Origin of the sequence: Streptomyces sp. enrichment culture, from assembly GCF_964273145.1 — a bacterium.
In the GTDB taxonomy this organism is placed as follows: domain Bacteria; phylum Actinomycetota; class Actinomycetes; order Streptomycetales; family Streptomycetaceae; genus Streptomyces.
On sequence record NZ_OZ186873.1, the window covers coordinates 2,910,481 to 2,932,850 of the forward strand.

23 protein-coding genes and 3 pseudogenes are annotated in these 22,370 nt (G+C 74.1%); 13 read left to right on the forward strand and 13 right to left on the reverse strand.

Annotated features, from left to right (window positions below; all coding sequences use genetic code 11):
* Positions 1-29: 29 nt before the first annotated feature.
* A complete protein-coding gene (locus ACSU6Z_RS13040) occupies positions 30-2,120 on the forward strand; it encodes a HelD family protein (RefSeq protein WP_437045470.1) in 2,091 nt (696 codons plus the stop codon).
* A gap of 189 nt (positions 2,121-2,309) precedes the next feature.
* Here the strand turns inward: ACSU6Z_RS13040 and ACSU6Z_RS13045 are convergent, their stop codons facing one another.
* From ACSU6Z_RS13045 to ACSU6Z_RS13060, 4 genes are all read right to left on the reverse strand, one after another.
* On the reverse strand, positions 2,310-2,999 hold the full coding sequence (locus ACSU6Z_RS13045) for a copper homeostasis protein CutC (RefSeq protein WP_437045472.1): 690 nt from the start codon (positions 2,997-2,999) through the stop codon (positions 2,310-2,312).
* A 104-nt stretch (positions 3,000-3,103) separates the two neighbouring features.
* On the reverse strand, positions 3,104-3,781 hold the full coding sequence (locus ACSU6Z_RS13050) for a maleylpyruvate isomerase family mycothiol-dependent enzyme (RefSeq protein ID WP_437045474.1): 678 nt from the start codon (positions 3,779-3,781) through the stop codon (positions 3,104-3,106).
* Between the two features lie 332 nt (positions 3,782-4,113).
* Complete coding sequence (locus ACSU6Z_RS13055) at positions 4,114-4,317, reverse strand: DUF397 domain-containing protein (protein ID WP_437018511.1); 204 nt, start codon at positions 4,315-4,317, stop codon at positions 4,114-4,116.
* Positions 4,314-5,156 (reverse strand): helix-turn-helix domain-containing protein, encoded by an 843-nt coding sequence (locus tag ACSU6Z_RS13060; RefSeq protein WP_437045476.1) that lies wholly within the window; start codon positions 5,154-5,156, stop codon positions 4,314-4,316. Before ACSU6Z_RS13060 ends, ACSU6Z_RS13055 begins: the two co-directional genes overlap by 4 nt.
* Positions 5,157-5,333: 177 nt before the next feature.
* On the opposite strand from ACSU6Z_RS13060, the pseudogene ACSU6Z_RS13065 reads away from it, so the two are divergent.
* Together ACSU6Z_RS13065 and ACSU6Z_RS13070 are read left to right on the forward strand one after the other, a co-directional pair.
* Positions 5,334-5,702: pseudogene (locus tag ACSU6Z_RS13065) on the forward strand (ATP-binding protein); the annotation flags it as partial.
* An 18-nt stretch (positions 5,703-5,720) separates the two neighbouring features.
* On the forward strand, positions 5,721-6,500 hold the full coding sequence (locus ACSU6Z_RS13070) for an HD domain-containing protein (RefSeq protein ID WP_437050291.1): 780 nt from the start codon (positions 5,721-5,723) through the stop codon (positions 6,498-6,500).
* Between the two features lie 45 nt (positions 6,501-6,545).
* On the opposite strand, the gene ACSU6Z_RS13075 is transcribed toward ACSU6Z_RS13070, so the two are convergent.
* Positions 6,546-6,962, reverse strand: coding sequence for a helix-turn-helix transcriptional regulator (locus ACSU6Z_RS13075; RefSeq protein WP_437050292.1), 417 nt, complete (start codon positions 6,960-6,962; stop codon positions 6,546-6,548).
* A 188-nt stretch (positions 6,963-7,150) separates the two neighbouring features.
* Here ACSU6Z_RS13075 and ACSU6Z_RS13080 point away from each other — a divergent pair, with 188 nt between their 5' ends.
* Entirely contained in the window at positions 7,151-8,218 is a 1,068-nt protein-coding gene (locus tag ACSU6Z_RS13080; RefSeq protein ID WP_437045478.1) for a GNAT family N-acetyltransferase, read from the forward strand.
* On the opposite strand, the gene ACSU6Z_RS13085 is transcribed toward ACSU6Z_RS13080, so the two are convergent.
* Positions 8,200-8,478: a DUF4031 domain-containing protein gene (locus tag ACSU6Z_RS13085; RefSeq protein ID WP_437045480.1), complete on the reverse strand. Its 279-nt coding sequence runs from the start codon at positions 8,476-8,478 to the stop codon at positions 8,200-8,202. The two genes, ACSU6Z_RS13080 and ACSU6Z_RS13085, sit on opposite strands and share 19 nt — an antisense overlap.
* A gap of 49 nt (positions 8,479-8,527) precedes the next feature.
* A complete protein-coding gene (locus ACSU6Z_RS13090; RefSeq protein WP_437045482.1) occupies positions 8,528-8,911 on the reverse strand; it encodes a hypothetical protein in 384 nt (127 codons plus the stop codon).
* A gap of 55 nt (positions 8,912-8,966) precedes the next feature.
* Here ACSU6Z_RS13090 and ACSU6Z_RS13095 point away from each other — a divergent pair, with 55 nt between their 5' ends.
* The 5 genes and pseudogenes from ACSU6Z_RS13095 to ACSU6Z_RS13115 form a co-directional block, all read left to right on the forward strand.
* Entirely contained in the window at positions 8,967-9,971 is a 1,005-nt protein-coding gene (locus ACSU6Z_RS13095; RefSeq protein WP_437045484.1) for a MurR/RpiR family transcriptional regulator, read from the forward strand.
* Positions 9,972-10,049: 78 nt separating this feature from the next.
* Positions 10,050-11,009, forward strand: coding sequence for an N-acetylmuramic acid 6-phosphate etherase (murQ, locus tag ACSU6Z_RS13100; RefSeq protein ID WP_437045486.1), 960 nt, complete (start codon positions 10,050-10,052; stop codon positions 11,007-11,009).
* Between the two features lie 128 nt (positions 11,010-11,137).
* Entirely contained in the window at positions 11,138-12,601 is a 1,464-nt protein-coding gene (locus ACSU6Z_RS13105; RefSeq protein ID WP_437045488.1) for a PTS transporter subunit EIIC, read from the forward strand.
* Positions 12,549-13,121, forward strand: a complete 573-nt coding sequence (locus ACSU6Z_RS13110) for a hypothetical protein (protein WP_437045490.1) — start codon at positions 12,549-12,551, stop codon at positions 13,119-13,121. The genes ACSU6Z_RS13105 and ACSU6Z_RS13110 overlap by 53 nt, the downstream gene beginning before the upstream one ends.
* A 47-nt stretch (positions 13,122-13,168) precedes the next feature.
* Positions 13,169-13,343, forward strand: a pseudogene (locus tag ACSU6Z_RS13115) (IS701 family transposase); the annotation flags it as partial.
* A 140-nt stretch (positions 13,344-13,483) separates the two neighbouring features.
* Here the strand turns inward: ACSU6Z_RS13115 and ACSU6Z_RS13120 are convergent.
* The gene (locus ACSU6Z_RS13120) at positions 13,484-16,309 is read right to left on the reverse strand and encodes a CHAT domain-containing protein (RefSeq protein ID WP_437045492.1); all 2,826 of its coding nucleotides are present in this window, start codon (positions 16,307-16,309) and stop codon (positions 13,484-13,486) included.
* 169 nt (positions 16,310-16,478) lie between these two features.
* On the opposite strand from ACSU6Z_RS13120, the gene ACSU6Z_RS13125 reads away from it, so the two are divergent.
* On the forward strand, positions 16,479-16,880 hold the full coding sequence (locus ACSU6Z_RS13125; RefSeq protein WP_437045493.1) for a hypothetical protein: 402 nt from the start codon (positions 16,479-16,481) through the stop codon (positions 16,878-16,880).
* Positions 16,877-17,836 (forward strand): hypothetical protein, encoded by a 960-nt coding sequence (locus ACSU6Z_RS13130; protein ID WP_437045495.1) that lies wholly within the window; start codon positions 16,877-16,879, stop codon positions 17,834-17,836. Before ACSU6Z_RS13125 ends, ACSU6Z_RS13130 begins: the two co-directional genes overlap by 4 nt.
* Positions 17,837-18,293: 457 nt before the next feature.
* Here ACSU6Z_RS13130 and ACSU6Z_RS13135 read toward each other — a convergent pair whose 3' ends face one another.
* The 4 genes from ACSU6Z_RS13135 to ACSU6Z_RS13150 all read right to left on the reverse strand — a co-directional run bounded on the left by ACSU6Z_RS13135 (position 18,294) and on the right by ACSU6Z_RS13150 (position 20,024).
* A complete protein-coding gene (locus ACSU6Z_RS13135; RefSeq protein WP_437045497.1) occupies positions 18,294-18,773 on the reverse strand; it encodes a carboxymuconolactone decarboxylase family protein in 480 nt (159 codons plus the stop codon).
* A gap of 165 nt (positions 18,774-18,938) precedes the next feature.
* Positions 18,939-19,325, reverse strand: coding sequence for a hypothetical protein (locus ACSU6Z_RS13140; protein ID WP_437045499.1), 387 nt, complete (start codon positions 19,323-19,325; stop codon positions 18,939-18,941).
* On the reverse strand, positions 19,322-19,585 hold the full coding sequence (locus ACSU6Z_RS13145; protein ID WP_437045501.1) for a hypothetical protein: 264 nt from the start codon (positions 19,583-19,585) through the stop codon (positions 19,322-19,324). Before ACSU6Z_RS13145 ends, ACSU6Z_RS13140 begins: the two co-directional genes overlap by 4 nt.
* Before the next feature lie 49 nt (positions 19,586-19,634).
* Positions 19,635-20,024, reverse strand: coding sequence for a hypothetical protein (locus ACSU6Z_RS13150; RefSeq protein WP_437045503.1), 390 nt, complete (start codon positions 20,022-20,024; stop codon positions 19,635-19,637).
* Positions 20,025-20,244: 220 nt separating this feature from the next.
* Here ACSU6Z_RS13150 and ACSU6Z_RS13155 point away from each other — a divergent pair.
* Both ACSU6Z_RS13155 and ACSU6Z_RS13160 read left to right on the forward strand, forming a co-directional pair.
* Positions 20,245-20,508 (forward strand): annotated as a pseudogene (locus tag ACSU6Z_RS13155) (Scr1 family TA system antitoxin-like transcriptional regulator); the annotation flags it as partial.
* Entirely contained in the window at positions 20,492-20,701 is a 210-nt protein-coding gene (locus tag ACSU6Z_RS13160; RefSeq protein WP_437045505.1) for a DUF397 domain-containing protein, read from the forward strand. The pseudogene ACSU6Z_RS13155 and the gene ACSU6Z_RS13160, both read left to right, overlap by 17 nt.
* Before the next feature lie 378 nt (positions 20,702-21,079).
* Here ACSU6Z_RS13160 and ACSU6Z_RS13165 read toward each other — a convergent pair whose 3' ends face one another.
* Positions 21,080-22,213, reverse strand: a complete 1,134-nt coding sequence (locus tag ACSU6Z_RS13165) for an NADH:flavin oxidoreductase (RefSeq protein WP_437050293.1) — start codon at positions 22,211-22,213, stop codon at positions 21,080-21,082.
* Positions 22,214-22,370 lie beyond the last annotated feature (157 nt).

Here is a 22,370-nt window from a genome sequence, read left to right on the forward strand (position 1 = left end):
GCAGCAGCAGGTCTTCCGGAGGCACCCCCTTGTCCAGGCCGTCCACGCCGTCCGCATCAGCCACGCCCTCCCCACCGCCGGCCGCTCCCGTCGACGACGACCCCCTGTCCCGCGAGCGCGCCCACCTCGCCGCGTCCCGCGCCGCCCTGCGCGCGATGCGGGCGGACGTCGAGTCCCTCGACATCCGCGACGTCACCGCGAACTGGGTCAACGCCCAGGTCCTGGAGGGGCAGATCGCGGAACGCGTCAAGGCGCTGGCCGACCTCAGCGACACCCCGCTGTTCTTCGGCCGGCTCGACTATCTGCACGCCCCCGGCGTCGACCGGGCCGAAGGGGCGGAAGGGGAACGCTTCTACATCGGGCGCCGCCATGTGCACGACGCCGACGGCGACCCCATGGTGATCGACTGGCGCGCGCCGGTGGCGCAGCCGTTCTACCGGGCGTCCAGGAAGGACCCGATGGACGTCGCGCTGCGCCGCCGCTTCGGCTACACCGGCGGCGACCTCACGGCGTACGAGGACGAGCACCTGTCCGACCCGGCCGAGGCGGCGGTCACCAGCAGGCTGCTCCAGCGGGAGATCGAGCGGCCCCGCGTCGGCCCGATGCGGGACATCGTGGCGACCATCCAGCCCGAGCAGGACGAGATCGTCCGCTCGGGGCTGTCCGGCACGGTGTGCGTGCAGGGAGGCCCCGGCACCGGGAAGACGGCCGTCGGCCTGCACCGGGTCGCCTACCTCCTCTACGCCCACCGCGAGCGGCTCGCCCGCACCGGCACCCTCGTCGTCGGGCCGAACCGCTCCTTCCTCCACTACATCGAGCAGGTCCTGCCCGCACTGGGTGAGCTGACGGTCCGTCAGGCCACGGTCGACGACCTCGTCGCGCACGTCGAGGTGCGGGGCGCGGACGACGCGGACGCCGCCGCCGTCAAGGGGGACGCCCGGATGGCGGAGGTGCTGCGCCGGGCCCTGTACGCGCACGTGACGATGCCCACCGAGGCGGTCGTGGTCGTGCGCGGCTCGCGCCGCTGGCGGGTTCCGGCGTACGAGGTCGAGGGAATCGTCCGGGAGCTGCTGGAGCGCGGCATCCGCTACGGCGCCGCCCGCGAGGCCCTCCCGCAGCGGATCGCGCACGCCGTGCTGGTGCAGATGGAGCGGGCGGGCGAGGCCCCGGACGACCGGGTGCAGAACGCCGTGGCCCGCACCGGCGCGGTCAAGGCGGCGGTGAAGGAGATCTGGCCGGCCGTCGACCCGGCGAAACTCGTGCTGCGGCTGCTGGCGGACGCGGACTTCCTCGCCGCACACGCCGACGGGATCCTCACCGCGCAGGAGCAGAAGGCGATCCTGTGGACGAAGCCCGCCCGGTCGGTGGGGTCGGCCAAGTGGTCGCCCGCGGACGCCGTGCTGATCGACGAGGCCACCGACCTGATCGAGCGCACCCCCTCCCTCGGCCACGTCGTCCTGGACGAGGCGCAGGACCTGTCCCCCATGCAGTACCGGGCGGTGGGCCGCCGCTGCACCACCGGCTCGGCGACCGTCCTCGGCGACCTGGCGCAGGGCACCACGCCGTGGGCGACGCGCAGCTGGCGGGAGGCGCTGGCGCACCTGGGCAAGGACGACGCGGTGGTCGAGGAGCTGACGGCCGGTTTCCGCGTGCCGACGGACGTCATCGCCTACGCGTCCCGGCTGCTGCCGCACATCGCGCCGGGCCTGGCGCCGGTGCGGTCGATCCGCGAGAACCCGGGCTTCTTCGAGGTGCGCGAGGCCACCGGCGCCGAGGACGTCGTCGACGCCTGCCGGGAGCTGCTGCGCCGCGAGGGCTCCGTCGGCCTGATCGCCGCCGACGCCCGGGTCCCCGGCCTGGCCGAGGCCCTCACGGCGGCGGGGATCGGTCACCTCGGCCCCGGCGAGGAGACGACGCGGGAGACCCGGCTGACGCTGGTCCCGGCGTCGCTGGCCAAGGGCCTGGAGTACGACTACGTCGTGCTGGACGAGCCGCGGGCCGTGGTGGACGGCGAGCCGGACGAGCGCACGGGCCTGCGCCGCCTGTACGTGGCGCTGACCCGGGCGGTGTCCGGCCTGATCGTCACCCACGCGGCCCCACTGCCGCCGCAGCTGGCGTAGCCGCCGCCTCCCGGGGCCCCGGCGGCGGCGCCCGATCGGCGATCGTCGGGCCGTCGCCCCTCCGGCACGGACCGCCGAGCGCCCTGCGCCGGCGGGCGGAGCCGGGCGCCCGGCCGTCGCCCCTCCGGCACCGGCCGTCGGCCACCGGCGCGGGACGGTCAGCCGGCACCTGCCGCCGGCGCCGGCCGTTCAGCCGTCGACGGCCCGCCGCCAGTGGGCGACCGCCCGTGCCGACACGGGTCCCGTCCAGCCGTCCGGGCGGGCAGCCCCGCCGATGTGGAAGGCGTCGACGCCGGCCTCCCGCAGCACCGGGACGTGCTCCAGCCGCAGCCCGCCGCCCGCCATGAGCCGCGGTTCGTACCCGGGCTCGCCGCGCCGCCGGGCCTCCGCGCACAGCGTCGCGAGCCCCTCGTCCACCCCGCCGGCCGCCCCGGCCGTCAGGTAGGCGTCCAGTCCCGGCAGGTCGGCGAGCTGCTTGCGCAGGGCTTCGCGGTCGGCGGCCCGGTCGATCGCGCGGTGGAACGTCCACCGGCAGCCGTCCAGCACGGCGACGACCCGCTCCACCGCCGCGAGGTCCACCCCGCCGTGCGGGTCGAGGAACCCGAGCACGAACTGGTCCGCGCCGGCCTCCCGCATCTCCCCGGCCGCCCGCACCAGCCGCTCCACGTCCCCGGCGGCGAACCCGGCCGCGAGCCGCAGCATCACCCGGACGTCGATGTCGACGGCCGCCCGGACCGCGGTCACGGTCCGGGCGGACGGGGTGAGCCCGTCGGCGGCCATGTCGGTGACCAGTTCGAGGCGGTCCGCGCCTCCGGCCCGGGCGGCGACGGCGTCCTCGACGTCGAGGGCGATCACCTCCAGGACTGCACGCTTGCTCATGGGACCCCATTCGTCGGATACGTCGGCGGCTACAGGTCTAGTCCAATCTGGTCCCAGACTACGCTCCCGGCCCTCTCGTGTTCCGGGTCACGCCGCAAGCGGCCTCATCCGAAGAGGTTCAGCTCCCGCTCCCCCACCCCCGCCAGCTCGTACGCGGCCCCGTCCACCGGCCGGCCCGCGTACAGCCGTACGAGCGTGGCGGCGTCGCCGATGAAACGCCCCGGGGGCCGCTCGCCGCTCGCCCCGCCCAGCCTCAGCGGCTCGTCCACGTCGTCGAGGTCGGCGTGGAGCGGGACGCGGCCGCGGTCGCGGGTGACGACGGCGAGCAGCGCGAGCGCGTCCGGCAGTCCGGGGCCCGCGTACGCCCCCGGCTCCCCGAGGGCCTCGCGCACGTCACCGGCGTGCACCCACCCGCCCAGCGCGACCAGGTCCAGGGCGCCGCCCGCGCGGCCGATCACCGGACCCGCCTCGGTCATGGCGCGCTCCAGCTCGTCGACGACCCGCTGATGCGCCCAGCCGGCGCGCTCGGCGATGCCGCGGTCGTTCGACTCGGGCGAGAAGGCGCCCTCCCCAGAACGCCCCTCCACCACCCGGACCAGCGCGGACGAGCAGTGCGCGAGCACGTCCCGCACCGTCCAGCCGGGGCAGGCCGCCACCGGCAGCGTGAAATCCTCGTCCTTCCGGGAGCGCAGCAGCGGCACGAGCGCGTCCCGCTCGGTGGCCAGGAGCCGCCCGGGCAGCTCGGGGTCGCGGACGTCGGGCAGATCGGCAGGTGTCGTCATGGCCCCACGCTAGTGCGGTCACCGGCACGCGACCCGGACCCGGCGGCGCCGCCCCGCCGGACGCCCCGCGCGGTGCTCGGCAGGCCCCCGCCGTTCGCCCGTTACGCGGGGCGATGACGCCCCTGGAGGGCGCCGGCCCGCCGGTGCGTTTCCGAGGCCGGCCCGGATGTCCCCGGTCCCTCCCGGAAAGCGCTCGGGCCGCCCCCGAAGGAGCGGCCCCAGGGCCTGGTGCGGCCGTACGCGCCTTGTTTTGTTCGCTGCGGACGACGCTGCCGGGACACACCGGTGAGGGCCAAGGCGGCCGTCACCGGTGTGCCGACGTCGGCCTTCGGTCAGTGACGACGGCCGGTGTGGGCGAGGAAGGCGGACCAGGAGGCGGGGGACACGGTGAGGGAGCCCCGGCCGGTGTCCTTGGAGTCGCGGATGTGGACGGAGTGGGGGAGGGCGGCGACCTCGACGCACTCGCCGCCTGCGCCACCGCTGTGGCTGGACTTGAACCAATGGAGCGCCTGTGCCGGGGACTGCTCGGTGTTCATAGCTCTCCTTGCAGCAACTTCTCGATGTGACGCACGGATTCGGCAGGGGACAGCGCCTGTGCCCGCAGGATTCCATACCGCACGGCGAAGCCGCGCACGCTTTCCCGGTCGGTGATCACGCGCCCGTTGGCCTGGCTCTCCACGTACGCCACCTGTTCCCCGCCTTCCGGGGTCATCAGCGTGAACGGGCCGTCCGCGCCCGCGTGGTCGACGACCCGGGTCGGCATGACCTGGATCTCGACGTGGGGGTTCTCGGCGACGAGCCGGATGTGCTCCAGCTGGCCGCGCAGCACGTCGGCTCCGCCGAACGGCCGCTCCAGCACGGACTCCTCGATGACGAAGCTCAGCGTCGGCGCGGGCTTCCTCCCGTAGATCCCGTGGCGGGCCAGCCGCGCCGCCACCATCTCCTCGATCTCGTCCTCGCGCCGCCGGGGCCGCCACACGGTGAACATGGTCCGCGCATATTCCTCGGTCTGAAGCAGTCCGGGCACGGCCAGCACCGCGTACGCGTGGAACTCGACGGCCTCCTCCTCGATCCGCGCCGCGTCGCGGAAGAAGGCCGGGTACCGGGTGAGCGCCACGGCCCGCTTCATGGCGGTCAACAGCCCACCGCCGTCCAGCAGGGTGTCGAGCCTGTCGATGGTCTCCGGCCGTGGGATGCGCCGCCCCTGTTCGATCGCGGCGATCTGCGCCTCGCTGTACCCGAGCCGCTGGGCGAGCGCGGCCTGGGTGAGCCCGGCCCGCTCGCGCAGGATCTTCTCCTGCCTGCCGAAGCACCGCAGGAGTTCGTCGGCGGGGTCCGCCTCCCGCGCCGCCGACTGCCTCGGAACCTGTGCCATCGACCGTCCCCTTCCCTGCCCCGACAGACACGTACGGCACCCCCCACAGCGACGCTGTGTAAGGGACTCGTCGCTGGTCACCGTAGGTGCGGGGGCACGAAGCTCACCGGCATGACGACCGAAATTCCCCCGTTCGGGAGGACGGGGCAACGCACCGGCTCCCAGCAGGAGTTCGCCATGGCCTTCACCGCCACGCCGCGCGGGGCCCGCCTGGCCCGGCGGCTCACCTCCCACCGCCTGGACGCCTGGGGCTTCCCGTACGAATCGGAAGTGAACGAGACGCTCACCCTGGTCGTGGCGGAACTCGCCGCGAACGCGGTGACGCACGGCCGCGTCCCCGGCCGCGACTTCCACCTGAGCCTGACGCTGACCGCCGCCCGCGACCGCGTACGCGTCGAGGTCACCGACACCAGGGGGGACCGCTTGCCGCCGGCCCGGCCGTGCGCGCCCGGAAATCCCGAGGCGGAAGCAGGCCGCGGCCTGTGGCTGGTGGCCTGCCTGGCGAGCCGGCTGTCCGTCGGGCCGCGGGAAGGGGGCGGTCCCGGAAAGACGGTACGAGCCGAGGTGGATCTCCGCGGCGACGCGCACGGGGCCGAGGGGGTCCCGGCCCGGCCGGGTGGCCGTGCGGTGGCGACGCGAGCGGTGCCCGGCCGGTGTGCGCCGGGCGGCCCCGACCGCCTCGGGGACAATGGCCCCATGGCCGATCTCGACGCCCTGCGCTCCCGCTTCGCCCGCGCCCTGGAAGGAGCCCGGGGCCCCGGTCCCGGCCCCGACCCGGCGCCGTACGCCGAGAACCTGCTCGCCCGCTGGCGGGAGCCGCAGCGCCGGTACCACACGCTCACGCACCTCACCGCGGTCCTGGACCACGTCGACGTGCTGGCGGAGTACGCGGCCGACCCGGACACGGTCCGGCTGGCCGCGTGGTTCCACGACGCCGTCTACCTGCCCGACCGCTCCGAGAACGAGGAGCGCTCGGCCCGCCTGGCCGAGCGCGCCCTGCCCGAGGCCGGGGTGCCGCGGGAGAAGACGGCCGAGGTGGCCCGCCTGGTCCGGCTCACCGCGGGCCACGACCCGGCCGACGGCGACCGCGACGGCGAGGTGCTGTGCGACGCGGACCTGGCGATCCTCGCCGCGCCGCCGTCGGCGTACGCCGCCTACACCGCGGCCGTCCGCGAGGAGTACCACTTCGTGCCGAGCGACGCCTTCCGCGCGGGCCGCGCCGCCGTCCTGCGCCACCTGCTGGACCTGCCGCGGCTGTTCAGGACGCCGTACGGCCGGGAGAAGTGGGAGGCGACCGCCCGCTACAACCTCACCGCCGAACTGGACCTGCTGGCCCTGCCCTGACCCCTCGCCGGGAGGCGGGAACGGCCCGGCCGGCCCTGCCCCCGATCAGTCCTGCCCCCGCCCGTTCCGGTCGCCCGGGTCCCTGACCGGTCTGGTCACCTGTTTCGCCACGCACGGCGGCATCCCCGCCGTCGTGCGGGCCGCCTCGCGCTTGTAGACGCTGGGCGGCACGCCGACCAGTTCGCTGAAGCGCGTGCTGAAGGTGCCCAGCGAGGAGCAGCCGACCGCGAAGCAGACCTCGGTGACGCTGAGGTCGCCGCGGCGCAGCAGCGTCATCGCCCGCTCGATGCGCCGCGTCATCAGATAGCTGTACGGCGACTCGCCGAAGGCGGCCTTGAACGCGCGGCTGAGGTGCCCGGCCGACATGTGCACGCCGCGGGCGAGCGCCTCCACGTCCAGCGGCTGGGCGTACTCCCGGTCGATCCGGTCGCGGACGCGGCGCAGCAGCGCCAGGTCGCGCAGACGCCGGTCACCGTCACCGGCCGCACGGCCGCCACCACCGCCACTGCTGTTGTTGTTGCTGCTGCTGCTGCTGCTGCTCACAGCGTGATCGTGGCACGACGGGCCGCGCCGTGAACACCCGTTCCCCGAACCGGACATCACCCGGAAAACCGTCGCCCGGCGATCGTCCGCCCCGTAGCCTGACGCACATGCGGAACACCGGCGGGGAACGACTGGACGAGGCCGTGGCGAGCGCCGCGGCGCTGCTGCGGACGGCGACGGACCGGGACTGGGAGCGGGTGCGGGCCGGGGGACTGGAGTGGAGCTGCCGCACGACGGCGGTGCACATCGCGGAGTGCTTCGTCGGCTACGCGAGCCGACTGGCCGGCCGGGTGGCCGACGGCCGCCTCTCCTTCGGGATCAGCCTGGAGGAGGGCACCGGCAACGAGGGCGTGCTGCGGGTGGTCGAGGCGACGGGCGGCCTGCTCGCCGCCGCCGTCCGCGCCACCCCGCGCGCCGTCCGCGCCTTCCACCCGGCCCCCTTCCGCAGCGCGAACCGCGAGGGCTTCGCCGCCATGGGCATCACCGAGGTGCTGCTGCACACCCACGACATCGCCCGCGGCCTCGGGCTGGTCTACGAGCCGCCCGCCGAGGCGGTCTCCTACGCCCTGACCCGGATCTTCCCCGACGTCCGGCCCGGCCCCGCCCCCTGGCCCACCCTGCTGTGGGCGACCGGCCGCGGCGAGCTGCCCGGCCGCGCCCCGGTCACCGAGTGGCTCTGGCACAACAACCTGGTGCTCGGCAGCGACCGGCTCACCCTCGAAGGCGTCACCCCCGCCTCCGCCGCCGACCTGGCCGTGGGCGGGGACGGCGGGTTCACGTGGGCGGGGGACGGACCGTTCGAGGGGACCCGCGAGGGCGCCGGGATCATGGTGAAGCAGTACGAGGAGGGCCTGCTGCGGCCGGAGTGGGGGATGTTCGCGCTGGTCCGGCGGGAGGACGATCTGGCGGTCGGCTCGATGGGCTTCCACGGCCCGCCGGCCGAGGACGGCCGCGTGGAGATCGGCTACGACCTCGTCGAGGCCGCCCGCGGCCACGGCTTCGCCACCGAGGCGCTGCGCACGCTGTCGGCGTGGGCGCTGGCCCGCGAGGACGTGACGAGCCTGTTCGCGAGGACCGAGCCCGGCAACACCGCCTCCCAGCGCGTCCTCGCCCGCGCCGGTTTCACCCGGGTCGCCGCGGACGAGGAGGAACACGCCTACGAACTGCGCGGCTGATCGCGCCGCTTGGGCCGGCGCAGCCCGGCGGCGCGCAGCATCCACACCACCTCGCGGCTGCCGGCCTCGACGGCGCCGGCGCGCACCGCGTCGGCGTAGCGGTGGGCCGGGATGTCGTAGTGGTCGCGGTCGAAGGCACGCCGGGGGACGCCGAGTCGCGCGGCGAACGCGTGCAGCTCGTCGAAGGAGACGTCGCTGACGAGGTGCGACCACATCCGGCCGTGGCCCGGCCAGGCTGGCGGGTCGATGTAGACGGTCACGGCGCGCTCGCCGGGGCGAAGTCCGTCACGGGCGGCGTCACCGGGGGCCTCACGAGGACTGCGCCGTTCCGGTGACGGTGCCCAGCGATCCGACCGCGGCGACCCTCACGCCCGCCTTGGCGCACACCCAGTGCGGGTCGGGACCGAGCTCGGGCTCGACGTCCAGGGCGTGCGGGTCGCCGGAGCCGCACACCGGGCACACCGGCCAGCGGCCGTACCGCTCCAGCAGGGCGTCCTGCACGTCCTGGGCGACCAGCCCGGCGACGTACTCGGCGCCGTCCGGCCACTGTTCGACCCACCAGCGCCGCTGGGCGACCGAGTCCTCGACGAGGGACACCACGTCCGCCTCGGCGACCTCGCCCGCGACCAGGTCGGCGAGGACGAGGGAGCGCGCCGCGTGCAACGCCTGCTCCAGGGGGCTGATGGGGTTCATGCACCCATTGTGCGCACTCTTGACCCGGCCGCCGAACCGAAAATATCTTTCACATGTGACCGAGAATGTGAAGGAAACTTTCGACCCGGCCTCTCCGGCCACCGGAAGTGCGGGCAACGGCCGTACGGGAGCGCCGAGTTCGCCTTCCGCGCCCCCCGCGCCTCCCGCGCCCGCCGCGCTCGTGGCCAAGGTGCGCACGCTGGCCCCCTCGATGACCCGATCGATGCAACGCGTCGCCGAGGCCGTGGCGGGCGACCCGGCCGGCTGCGCGGCCCTCACCGTCACCGGCCTCGCCGAACGCACCGGCACCAGCGAGGCCACCGTCGTCCGCACCGCCCGCCTGCTCGGCTACCCCGGCTACCGGGACCTGCGCCTGGCGCTGGCCGGGCTCGCCGCCCAGCAGCAGTCCGGCCGCTCGCCCGCGATCACCACCGACATCGCGGTGGACGACCCGATCGCCGACGTCGTCGCCAAGCTCGCCTACGACGAGCAGCAGACCCTCGCCGACACCGCCGCCGGCCTGGACACCGTGCAGCTCGGCGCGGCCGTCACCGCGCTGGCCGGCGCCCGCCGCACCGACGTGTACGGCATCGGCGCCTCCGGTCTGGTCGCCCAGGACCTCACCCAGAAGCTCCTGCGCATAGGGCTGATAGCCCACGCCCCCGGTGATCCGCACCTGGCCGTCACCAACGCCGTCCAGCTGCGCACCGGGGACGTGGCCGTCGCCATCACCCACTCCGGCTCGACCGGCGACGTCATCGAGCCGCTGCGGGTCGCCTTCGAGCACGGGGCGACCACCATCGCGATCACCGGCCGCCCCGACGGCCCCGTCACGCAGTACGCCGACCACGTGCTGACCACCGCCACCTCCCGGGAGACCGAACTGCGCCCGGCGGCGATGTCCTCCCGCACCAGCCAGCTCCTCGTCGTGGACTGCCTGTTCGTGGGGGTGGCGCAGCGGACGTACGACGCGGCGGGTCCCGCGTTGGCGGCGTCGTACGAGGCGCTCGCGCACCGGCACGGGACACCCCGGCACGGAGCGCACCGCGGGAAGCCGTAGGGCCGCCCGGCACCGCCCGTACCGTCCGGCACCGCACCCGACCCTTCCCGGAAGAGACCGAAGAGAGCCGCCCCCGCCATGACCTCCCCCGCCTCCTCCCCCTCTCCCTCTCCCTCCCCTCCGGACGCCCTGCGGGCCCAGTTGGAGCACCTGGCCACCGAGGCGTTCCGGCCCGAGCTGTCCGGCATCGACCGCCTGCCCACCCTGGAGATCGCCCGGCTGATGAACGGCGAGGACGCCACCGTGCCCGCCGCGGTCGCCGCGCGGCTCCCCGAGATCGCCGCCGCCGTCGACGCCGTCGCCGCCCGGATGGCGCGCGGCGGCCGGCTGGTCTACGCGGGCGCCGGCACGGCCGGCCGGCTCGGCGTGCTGGACGCCTCCGAGTGCCCGCCCACCTTCAACACCGCCCCCGGCCAGGTCACCGGCCTGATCGCGGGCGGCCCCGAGGCGATGGTCACGCCGGTCGAGGGCGCCGAGGACTCCCGGGAGCTGGCCCGCGCCGACCTCGACGCCCTCGCGCTCACCCCCGACGACACGGTGGTCGGCGTCTCGGCCTCCGGCCGCACCCCGTACGCGATCGGCGCCGTCGAGCACGCCCGCGCCCTCGGCGCCCTCACCGTCGGCCTGGCCTGCAACGCGGGCAGCGCCCTCGCGGCGGCGGCCGAGCACGGCATCGAGGTCGTCACCGGCCCGGAGCTGATCGCCGGGTCCACCCGGCTGAAGGCGGGCACCGCCCAGAAGCTGGTCCTCAACATGATCTCGACGATCACGATGATCCGGCTGGGCAAGACCTACGGGAACCTGATGGTCGACGTCCGCGCCTCCAACGACAAGCTGCGCGCCCGCTCCCGCCGGATCGTCGCCCTGGCCACCGGCGCCGGCGACGAGGAGATCGAACGCGCCCTGGCCGCCGCCGGCGGCGAGGTCAAGCACGCCATCCTGATCCTGCTCGCGGACGTCGACGGCCCGTCGGCGGCCCGCCTCCTGGAGGACTCCGGCGGCCGGCTGCGCGCCGCGCTCGCCGCGGCGGGCGGCTGAGCCCCGCCCCGCCCCGCCGCGCGGAACCACCCCGGGTCCCACGCCGGACCGCCGCCTTCCGGAGGACTCCGGCGGCCGTCCGCGCGCCGCGCCCGCCGCCGCGCGGGACCACCCCGCACGCTCGTCTCGTGCACACCGACCCCCGCGCCACCGCCACCGCCCTCCTCCCCCTGGTCGGTGGCCCCGCCAACGTCCTCTCCGTCGCCCACTGCGTGACCCGCCTGCGCCTGGTCCTGGCCGACCGCGCCCGGGTCGACGAGGCGGCCCTGCGGGCGCTGCCCGCCGTCCTCGGCGTGGTCGAGGACGGGGAGTCGTACCAGGTCGTGCTGGGGCCGGGGGTCGTGGCACGGGTGACGCAGGAGTTCCAGGGGCTGCTCGCGCGGACCACCACCGCGGCGGAACTGGCCGCGCGCGGCGCGGAGTTGAGGGAGCGCCGGAAGCGGCGCAACGCGACCCCCGCCAAGGCGGCCCTGCGCCGCGTCGCGAACGTCTTCGTGCCCCTCATCCCCGCCCTGATCGGCTGCGGCATCCTCGCGGGCGCGGCCGGCCTCCTGGCGAACCTGCGCTGGCTGCCCGCCCTCACTCCCGCCCTGACCGCCCTCGCCTCCGCCTTCATGGCGCTGATCGCGGTGTTCGTCGGACACAACACGGCCAGGGAGTTCGGCGGCACCCCGGTGCTGGGCGGCGCGGTCGCGGCCGTCGTGGTCTACCCGGGCGTGGCGAAGGTGACGGTGTTCGGCTCCGCGCTCACCCCCGGCCAGGGCGGCGTGCTGGGCGCGCTGGCGGCGGCGCTGCTGGGCACGTACGTGGAGAAGTGGTGCCGCGCCCGCCTCCCCGGCACCCTGGACGTCCTCCTCACCCCCACCCTCGCCGTCCTGGTCTCCGGCCTGGTCACGCTGTACGTCCTCATGTACGCGGCCGGCCAGGTCGCCTCGGCGATCGGCACGGCGTCGACCTGGCTGCTCACCCACACCGGCGCCCTGGCCGGCCTGCTCCTCGGCGGCCTCTTCCTCCCCCTGGTCATGCTGGGCCTGCACCAGGCCCTCATCCCCCTGCACGCCACCCTCATCGAGCAGCAGGGCCACACCGTGCTGCTGCCCCTGCTCGCGATGGCGGGCGCGGGCCAGGTCGGCGCCGCGGCGGCGGTCTACGTCCGCCTGCGCCACGACACCTCCCTGCGCACGACGATCAGATCGGCGCTCCCCGCCGGGCTCCTCGGCGTCGGCGAGCCGCTGATCTACGGCGTCTCCCTCCCCCTCGGCCGCCCCTTCCTCACGGCCTGCGTGGGCGGGGCGGCGGGCGGCGCCTTCGTCGGCGCGTTCGCGATGCGCGGCGCGGAGGTGGGCGCGACCGCGATCGGCCCCTCCGGCTGGGCCCTGTTCCCGCTGCTGACGGGCGACGCGGGCCCGGCCGTGGCGGCGGCGGTGTACGGCGGCGGGCTGCTGACCGGGTACGCGGTCGGGTTCCTGGCCACGTACTGCTTCGGCCTGAGCGGCACGGCGGGGGTGCCTGTCGGTGCCGTGTGCGACCCTGAGGGACATGAACCACGCCCAGCTGACCGCCCTGGGCCGCGCCCTGCGTCTCCTCGGTGAGCACGGCGAGGCCCTCACCGCCGACACCCCGGACGCCAAGCTGCACGAGGTCAAGGCGGACCTGAAACGCGCGCTGGACCTGCTGGAGGAGAGCGTCACGACGGCCGCGCCGACGACCCGCTGCCCGGAGCATCCGAACGGCCCGGTCGACACCGCCGCCCCCGACCTGTGCCTGCTGTGCGAGACCCGCCGCCGCGCCGCCCGCCGCGCCGAGTACGGCGGCGGCCCCGCCCGGCCCCGCCCCGCCGAGCCGGTCCCCTCCCGCTACGGCCTGCGCGGCGACCGCCCCCAGCCCCAGCAGCGCTGGCTGCCGGAGGCGTGGAACGGCCAGGCGTGGCAGCTGTGCGGCACCCCGCGCCGCGACCGGCGCGAGGCCGAGCTGTACATCGCCGCCCAGGTGCGCGGACCGCGCCCCGCCCCGGCCTACCGCCTCGTGCACGAGTTCACGGACTACGAGGTGGTGCGGACGTGGGGGACGCCGGTCCGCGCGAACCGCGTGGACGCGGAGCCGATGGGCTAGGACGCCCATGAGATGTCGTTTCCCGAGCCGGTGGTTGTTGTCCGGGTATGGGGGCGGTGGCTGGGGCCGGGCGGCGGCAGGCGGAGTCGGAGTCGGTGTTCGCCAGGGTGGCCCCGCGGTGGCGGACGCGTGACTACGTGCGTGGTCCGCGGGCGCCGGTCGAGCGGAAGACCGTGATAGCCGGCCGGACGGACCGGCCACCGCGATCCGGCGGGCCTACAAGCACCTGATCGACGAGCGGGAACGCCCACGTCGGACGACGATCGGCCTCATGAATTGCCGCATAACCGGCGGAATCAACCCTGACCCGCAGGGAATCCGGCCATCCGGGGCCGGACACGGAGCATCGGGCCGCATACCGGTCAGGGCCCGTAGTGAACGTAATTCGCCCAGTAAGTCGGCGTCTTCGGATAATCGGCGCGTACTCTCCGCACCGCCGCGTGCAAGGCCCGTGCCGCGTTCGACGCGTCTCCGGCGGGCTTCTCGCCTTGTCCCGCGGTGAGCCGGGCATAGAAGTCGCGTGTGACGGCGGGGCAGGTCTCGTCGTCGGCCGGCCAGAGGGTGCCGATGACGTGGCTGAAGCCCGCCGTCTGCATCGCTCCCGTCATGTGCAGTGCCTCGTCGGACAGGCTGTCCTTCCCCCGGGTGGCCACGCATGCGGACAGGTAGGCGAGGCCGGCGTGGTTCAGGCGCAGCGCGGCGATGTCCGCGGTCGTCAGGGCTGCATTGTGCAGTTCGAGCGAGCCATAGGGTTTGTCCTGGGTGGGGCCCTCCGCGTGGCAGGCGAAGTGCGCCCAGGTGTGCCGGGGCAGGGCGGCGAGCACCGTGTCGGGGCGGGCCTCGGCGTCAGTGAGCAGTGTGCCGGCCGGTACGTCTGCCAGTTCGTCCGCGACCGCGGCGAGATTCCTCCCCTCGGCCGAATTCGGCTGGGCGACGGTCAGTACGGTGCGCTCGCGCGGTGCCGGCCGGGATCGGGCGCGCGCCAGTTCCCGCAGGCTGACCGCGTACGAGGACACGACACGGTCGAGGGCGTTGGCCCCCGGGACACCGCAGTGGCCCGCCGCGTGCAGAGGCAGCACGGTGAACGGCCCCGTGGGCACCCACCACAGCCGCGGCAGCGCACCTTCCGCGGGTTGCTCACCCGTGAAGCCGAGAGCGTCGAGCACGGGGCCCGTCACCTTGTCCCAGAGCCAGGTGAGAGCCCCCCCGACCCTCTGCTGGGCCTGTGCCTGCCGCAGGAACGGCGCCCCGTGCCTCGTGGCGTCACGCACGTCGTCGGAGAAGGTACGGGCAATGACGCACAGTTCCTCGAAACTGCAGGGCAGCGCGACCGTATGCACCTGTCCTTCCCGCAGGATCAAAGCGTCGCACCCGAGGACAGCGGCATTCATGAAGACGACGGGACCGTGCGGTGCGGCCTCGGCGATGAGCCGGCCGGGATCGGGAAACGCCAGGAAGTCCTCGAAGCCCGGCTGGTTCCGTACGGTCGCGATGAGTCGCTCCCAGTCGGCAGCCAGCCGGTGCCGGGCTTCCCACGACGACGGATCGGTCGCGTCACCGCCGGGCGGCGCCGGAGCCCCGGGAACGTCCGGACGGTCGAGGGCGCTCGACAGTGCCTCGTATCGGTCGGCGAGCTCCGGATGACGTGCCCTGAGGTCCGCGATGTCGGCGCGGCCCTCGAGCATCTGCCCGAGCAATACGTTCCGGCCTTGCTCCAATTGAGCCAACGCGTGTTCGGGTTCGGCGACGAAGCCCCGCAGCGACCATGCGGCGGCGGCGCTCGCCAGTCCGGTGAAGGCCGTCAGTTCCTGCTCACGATCGATCCGCCGAAGGTTTCGGGCCACGACCTGGGGCAGCAGTTGCAGTGCCATGTCGAAAGCGATCGTCACCTCGGCGCCGAGCGCGAGCGCGTGTCTCCCCGGGTTCGTCAGGGCCCGGTTCAACCTGAGGTAGGCCCACCTCCGTGCCGCATCCACCCGCGTCGACGGTCGCTGCTCCACGTCGGTGGTGATCTCGAAGAGGAGCGCGCAGACCGCCTCCTCCTCGGACTCCGCAGGGGGGCGGGCCGACAGGGTCAGCCCGACGTAGCGGGCCCAGGCAAGCAGAGCGCGACCGGCCGAGTACCGGTGATGACCGCGAGGCGTCACATCACATACTTGCTCGGCCGCTTCGATCAACTCCCGTATCAGTTCGTCGGCACCCGGGAAGGGTTCACCTCGCCGAACCAGAATCCCGGGGACGCGCGGGTTCGCCGGGGGCCGCCCGGCCCGCCGCGCCTCCACTGCGAACCGGCTCTGGAGTACGCCGGCGTAGGACGCGAGTCGTTCCACGCGGTTCGGGTGGTCCATGGGGGTCGCCTGGACCGCGCGGCGTGACGCATCGACCGCTTCCGCCAAGTCCGAGGCATCGCCCCGGGCTTCGTAAAGATCCTGCAGGATGTAGCTCAAGTTGGACTGGAAGCGTGCCCAGAGGGGATCGCTCGCGTCCGTGCCCGCCAGCACTCCGCGTGCCAATTCGGCAGCCCTGACGAGGTCGTTCACCTTGTCGGCACCGGTTCGCGCGGGGCGTGACCGCAGTGCTGCGGCGAGGTTCGACGCAGCGGTACGCAAGTTCTCGGCATGGCCGATGTCCCGGGCGTGCTCGTACGCTGCCTCCGACGCGCGAACCGAGTCCCGCAGTACCGCCGGGTCGCCGGACGCCTCGGCCTTGGACCTGAGGAGAGTACCGAGCTGGTTGAGACGCGAGGCACGCACCGGATCGCTCGGTTCCGTATCGCGCAGCGCCAGGCGGATGTGCGTGAGGGCCTCGTCGAGGGCAGCGGGCCTGTTCGTGGCCCGCCACATCGTGTTCAACGCACCCGCCAGGTTGGCCCGGCACGCGGGCACCATCGGATGGTCCTCGGGCAGGACGTCCAGTGCCAGCCGGAACAGGTCGGCCGCTTGCTCGATGCCCTTGCCATAACGTTCGTATTGCGACCAGTAGCACTTGGCCAGAACTATCAGGGCACCGCCCCGCACGACCGGGGAAGACGGGTTGGCGACCAGCACGGCCTTGCTGGCCTCGAACGCCGCGGCGAGCACATCGGGATCGTGCGTACGGTCGAACTGCGCCTGAAGATCCTCGGCGAGACCCACGGCCGCCGCTTCCTGACCGGACGCGAGCAACAGCGCCAGTGTCGGGGGAAGCACCGGCCCACCGTGATCGGCTCCCGGCCCCTTGCGCCGCCTCCGTGATCGCCTGCCGAACACCACGTACACCCCCATGCACACGGCCGAGCCGCAGCGAGACACTCCCGTGGTTGCGCAACTACCATTACAGCACTGTTCTTTGACACCCGGGGGGAAACGGATGTCCGGTATGGCCCCGTCCAGGGACGAGGACGACACATCGCTTCCGGGCGTACTTGCCCGCGTGTGCGGCGAACTCGACGTGATTCGGGCCGTTCTGGCAGCCGCCCCGGACGACGCCCGGCGCGAGGGAGAAGCCGCCCTCGACGCGCTCAGGGAGGGGCGAGACACCCGGACCGCCCGCCGAGCGCTGCACAACTCGCTGCGCCGCGCCGGCATCGCAGGCGGCTTGGACGGCATCACCCGCGGTGTCGGCGGTTTGCCGGACACCCCCGGCCGGCCGACGGGACCGGTCACCTTGGTATGTCCCGTCGGCCGGTGCACGCGCGGCGTACTGCCTGACGATCCGCCGGACGTGCCGCGGGAATGCAGGCTGCACAGCCGGCAGATGCGCAGCATGGATCCGACGTGACCGGCGTCCTGGCCGAACTGGGCAAGAATCTGGCCACCCGGTGGCTCGCCGGCGTGCTGCCCACCGGGCTGATCTTCCTCGCGGCCGTCTTCGCGGGCACCTCGCTCGGTCACGTCCACTGGTACGACTTACTGGCCGCGGTACACCGGGCGGACGGCTGGGCGGCCACCACCACGGACCACCCGGTCGCCGAAGGCCTCGCGGTCGCCGCCGCGGTGGCGTTGGCGGCGGTCGCCGCTGCGCTGCTCGTCCAGGCACTGGGCACGCTGGTCGACCACCTCTGGTGTGGCCCATGGCGCAAGCCTCTTCACCGACTCGGTGCCGTCCTCCTGGCCCGGCGGCGGGCACGTTGGGAGGCTCTGGACCGAGAGGTGCGCGAGGCGTGGCGCCGGGAGGCCGTCAGGCGCGCCGCGCGACAGAACGACCCAGCAGCGCCATCCGTCCCGGAAGCCGCGCGGCTGATCGCCGAGCGGAACCGTGTCTGTCTCGTGAAGCCGGACCGCCCCACCTGGATATCCGACCGTGTCCGGGCCGCCGACGAACGGGTTTACACGACGTACGGCTTGGACCTGGGCGCGGTCTGGCCGAGGCTCTGGCTGCTCATGACCGTCGACGAGCGGAACGAGGTGCGGTCCGAACGCCAGGCGTACGACGCGGCCACCCGGCTCGTCGCCTGGGCCGTCCTCTACCTGCTGCTCGGATTGTGGTGGTGGCCGTCGCTCACCGTGGCGGCGGTGCTTCTGATCCTCGGTGTCCGCAGAGGACGGGCAGCCATGGACACCTTCTGCCTGCTGGTCGAGTCCGCCGTCGACCTGCACTGCCGCAGTCTGGCCGAACGACTCGGCCTCGCATGCGAAGAACAGCTGCCCGTCCCGCTCGGCCGTCGGATCACGGCAATGCTGCGCAAGGACGTGGGGACGCGCTTCACGAACTCACGTCCTGGCTACCGGATATAGCGCACGACCCGGCCCTCATGTCGGACGGAGCCGACGGCGGCACGGTCCCTGCCACAGACTCCGGGAACCCTGCAAACACTCGCGCTCAGACCATTGCTCGGCATCCACGCCGAGCGACTCGCCGGAGCACCCGACGAGGACACGCCACCCCGTCAGGGCGGGCAGAGGAAGGGGACGTCGCGAGCGTACAGCCGGGCCACGGGCAGGAGGGGAATCGGGCCGTCGAACCACGGGCGGCCCGCCCTGATCCGCTTTTCGATCCCCAGGCCCCGGGGGTCCCTTCGGATGCCCGGGGGTCACGGCGCAGCCGCTCGGCCGCTTCCTCGCGGTTGCGGCGGAGGAGCCGGATGTCGTCCGGTGAGCGGATCACCGGTGCCCCCCGGCTGTCATGCGGCTCGTCGCAGTACGGCCACGGCTCGTCGGTGGTCCCCCGCCCTCCCGCTCCGGCCCCGTCCGGTCAGGCGAAGGTGGCGTACTGGCCGGGCCGGTAGTCGCCGGCGGGCTGCCGGGTGATGACGTTCAGCCGGTTGAAGGTGTTGATCAGGGCGATCTGGGCCACCAGGGCGGCGAGTTGCCCCTCGTCGTAGTGCTTGGCGGCGTTCGCCCAGACCTCGTCCGGGACCCCGGTGCCGTCCGCGAGGCGGGCCCCGTGCTCCGCCAGTTCCAGCGCGGCGCGCTCGGCCTCGGTGAAGACCGTGGCCTCCCGCCACGCCGCGACCAGGTTGAGGCGCACCGGGGTCTCACCGGCCGCGGCGGCGTCCTTGGTGTGCATGTCCAGGCAGACGGCGCATCCGTTGATCTGGCTCACGCGGATGTTGACCAGCTCCAGCGTCGCGCTCGGCACACCGGCGTCCTTGAGCGCGTGGCCCGCCGTGACGATGTGCTTCAGGAAGGTGCGCGCGGTCGGGTTGGCGAAGACGTTCAAGCGGGCTTCCATTCCGGACTCCTCTGCCGTTTCCTCGGGCGTCTGTGTCGTTCTCGGTGGCGCTACGCCTCTAGGACGGAATGGCCCGGCGGAATGTGACACGGGCCGGTGTGACACCCGTCACGCGCTCGCCCGGCGCGGCTTGCCGGGCAACGCCACCGGGTGACGCCGACCGGGTCAGCGGTCGAGGTCGAGGAAGGCCACGCCCCGCCCGTCGTACGCCCCCGGTTCGACCGTGGCGACGAGCGCGTCCGCGCCCCACTCGGGCAGATGCCCCGCGGCGTGGATCGCGGCGGCGATCCCCGGCGGCACCCCGTCACGCCCCATCCGGGCGACGGCCAGCGCGGCCGGGTAGTCCAGGTCCACGGTATGGATCACCTCCAGCTGCCCGACGTGTTCCGCGACCCCCGAACGCTCCCGGTCCGCTTCCAGGACCGACAGCACCGGCGCCCACAGCCGGGTGTCCGGCTCGAAGTGGGCCCGGTGGACCAGCGCCGACACCTGCCGGTTCCCCGTCAGCGCCAGCAGGGCCGGAGCGTCGAGGACGAGGTGGTGCAGGATCACGCGGCCGTGCCCTGCTGCCGGGCGAACGCCTCCCGCAGCCTGCGGCCCATCGCCGCGCTCTCCTCGTCCGTCACCTCGACGCCGAAGTGCTCGGCGAGATAGGCACGGGTGCGCTCGGCCCGCTCCCGGCGCTCCTCCTCGGTCAGCGTGGACTCCGCGAACTCCCGGACCAGGGACCGGATCGACATTCCGCGCGACTCGGCGATGACCGCCAGCCGGTCACGCACCTCGGCGGGCACTCGGATCATGGCATCGGACACCCCCGCAGTATACGTCCGCGTATACACGCCGATCGGCGGTACGGCCGCGTCACGCCCCCGCGCTCTGCCGGTTCGCCCACCGCAGCCGCGCCCGCAGCACCTCCTCCGGCGCCGCGTCCCCCACCGACTCCACCGGGCACTCCCACGCCCCGCCCCCGGCCACGGGCCGCAACCGCACCGCCTCCCCGAGGTGCTCCACCACCTCCCCCAGCCGCCCGTCCCGCACGTCCACCACCGGCGTGCCGACCGCCGGCCGCTCCCCGCGCAGCACCGACGCCAGCCGCTCGGCCGTACGCACGTTGCAGCGCCCCAGGTCCACCAGGGCGAACGGCTCGTCGCCCGCACCGGTCACCGGATCCACCCCCAGCGACGGCAGTACCACGCCGACGCCCGCGAGGGCCTTGCGCAGCAACTCCACGACATCTTCGGTCGACCGCACCTTTCCTCCACCTCCACGCTGGGTTCACACATCACCACACAGCGTGTCTGCCCCGCCTCCGACCTGGCCATACGGAGCGCCCCGACAACCCGTGCCGTGCGATCGGGAGCCGCCTGCCATGCCCGGACCCAAGGGCCCCGGCCCCTCGTCGTCCCCCGCGCCCCGCTCGGCGCCGAACTGCGCCACGCGCGGGAGAAGACGGGGCTGAGCCAGGAGGAACCGGGCCGTCGTCCGGGTACTGCCGCTCGTTGCGGGAGCGCGTCCGGCGATGCAGGGCGCCCTGAAGCCGATGGGGTTCCAGGACGCGCCTCCCCCGGTCCACTGCGAGGGGGTCGGCACCGGACGCCTGGAAGACGACCCGGCCACGGTCGCCCGACAGAGGTTCGGGTGCGAGCTCCTCGTCGCCTCCGCACTCCCGCGGGAGAAGTCCCCGGCCCTGATCGAAACGCCGGCCCGGGATCACGCGCATGAGGAACAGCCCTGAGTACGACCCGGCCACGGCCACCTGGCCCAAGTCGAGCTACAGCCAAGGCGGCAGCGACTGTCCGGAAGCCACCCGGGACTTCGCCACCGCCATCCCCGTCCGTGACTCCAAGAACCCCCACGGTCCGAAGCTCGTGTTCCGGGCCGCCGCCCGGGCCGCGTTCGTCACGAACCTCAAGGACGGGGCGGCCTGAGCTTCGGGAACCGGGACCCGATACCTCTCTTCGAGGAACGGGCGGCGGGCCCCGACCCGCCCTCCGGACCGGTTCCCCGAGAGCGCCGACGTCTCCGTGAAGACGCCGGCCAAGCGGTTTCCGTACGGGCAGTGCGCCCTCGGCGCGGCCCTCGACCGCCTCCGGCGGGCGGGGGCCACCCGCGCCGGGGCCGCGAGCGCGTGGCGGCGGCCGGTGCGGCGCGTGCCGGGGTGAGTCCGCCCCCACTCACCCCGGTACGCCCCGCCCGCTCCCACGGTCCGCGCCCGCGCGGCCGGGATCCGCGCCGCGCCGTCCCGGCGGCGCGGGGAGAAGGCGCCCGCACGACGGGCGGGCGTCAGACGGTGGCGCGGTGACGCGTCAGCTCAGCGTCCGCAGCGACGCCGGGTCGTACGGCGCCAGCTCGTCGAAGCGGCCCGCGAGGACCTTCTGGGCCCAGAGCGGGTCCTGGAGCAGGGCGCGGCCGATCGCGACCAGGTCGAACTCGTCGCGCTCCAGGCGGTCCAGCAGGCCGTCGAGGCTGCCCACCGCGGCGCTCTCGCCCTGGAACGCCTTGAGGAAGTCGCCGCCGTCCAGGCCGACCGAGCCGACGGAGATGGCGGGCTTGCCGGTGAGCTTCTTCGTCCAGCCCGCGAGGTTCAGGTCCGAGTCGTCGAACTCGGGGACCCAGTAGCGGCGGGTGGAGGCGTGGAAGGCGTCCACACCGGCCGCCGCGAGCGGGGTGAGGATGGCCTCCAGCTCCTCGGGGGTCTCGGCGAGGCGGGCGTCGTAGGCGTCCATCTTCCACTGGGAGTAGCGGAAGATCACCGGGAAGTCCGGGGACACCGCCTCGCGCACCGCGGCCACGATCTCCGCCGCGAACTTGGTGCGGGCGACCGGGTCGCCGCCGTAGGCGTCGGTGCGGCGGTTGGTGGCCGCCCACAGGAACTGGTCGACAAGGTAACCGTGGGCGCCGTGGATCTCCACGCCGTCGAAGCCGATCCGCTCGGCGGCGACGGCGGCCTCGACGAACGCGCCGATGACGTCGTCCACGTCCTGCTGGGTCATCGCCTTTCCGGTCGGCTCGCTCTCACCGATGCGCAGGCCGGAGGGGCCGATGGCCGGGGCCTCGGGGAAGGGCGGCTCGCCCTGGCGGCGGACCATGCCGATGTGCCACAGCTGCGGCACGATCGTGCCGCCCGCCGCGTGCACCGCCTCGGCGACCTTCGCCCAGCCCGCGAGCTGCTCCTCGCCGTGGAAGCGCGGCACGCGGTCGCTCTGCCCGGCGGAGGGGTGGCCGACGTAGGTGCCCTCGGTGACGATCAGGCCGACACCGGCGGCGGCGCGGCGGCCGTAGTACGAGACGACGTCCTCGCCGGGGACGCCGCCCGGGGAAAATTCGCGGGTCATCGGCGCCATCGCGATGCGGTTCGGGACGGTCAGCCCGTTGATGACGGCCGGACGGGAGAGGATGTCGGCCGCGCGGGAGGCGGCTTCGGAGGCGTTGACGGTCACGTGGGACTCCTCGAAGCGGTACCGGTGGTACCGGGTGGTGCTGGTAGATATGTGCGCACGCATAGAACGCACTCCCACGTCAACCGGCGCTCCCCCCGGCCGGATTCCGCCCGCACCTCCCCGCCCCCTGTGATCCCCGGCACGCCCGGGGCCGCAC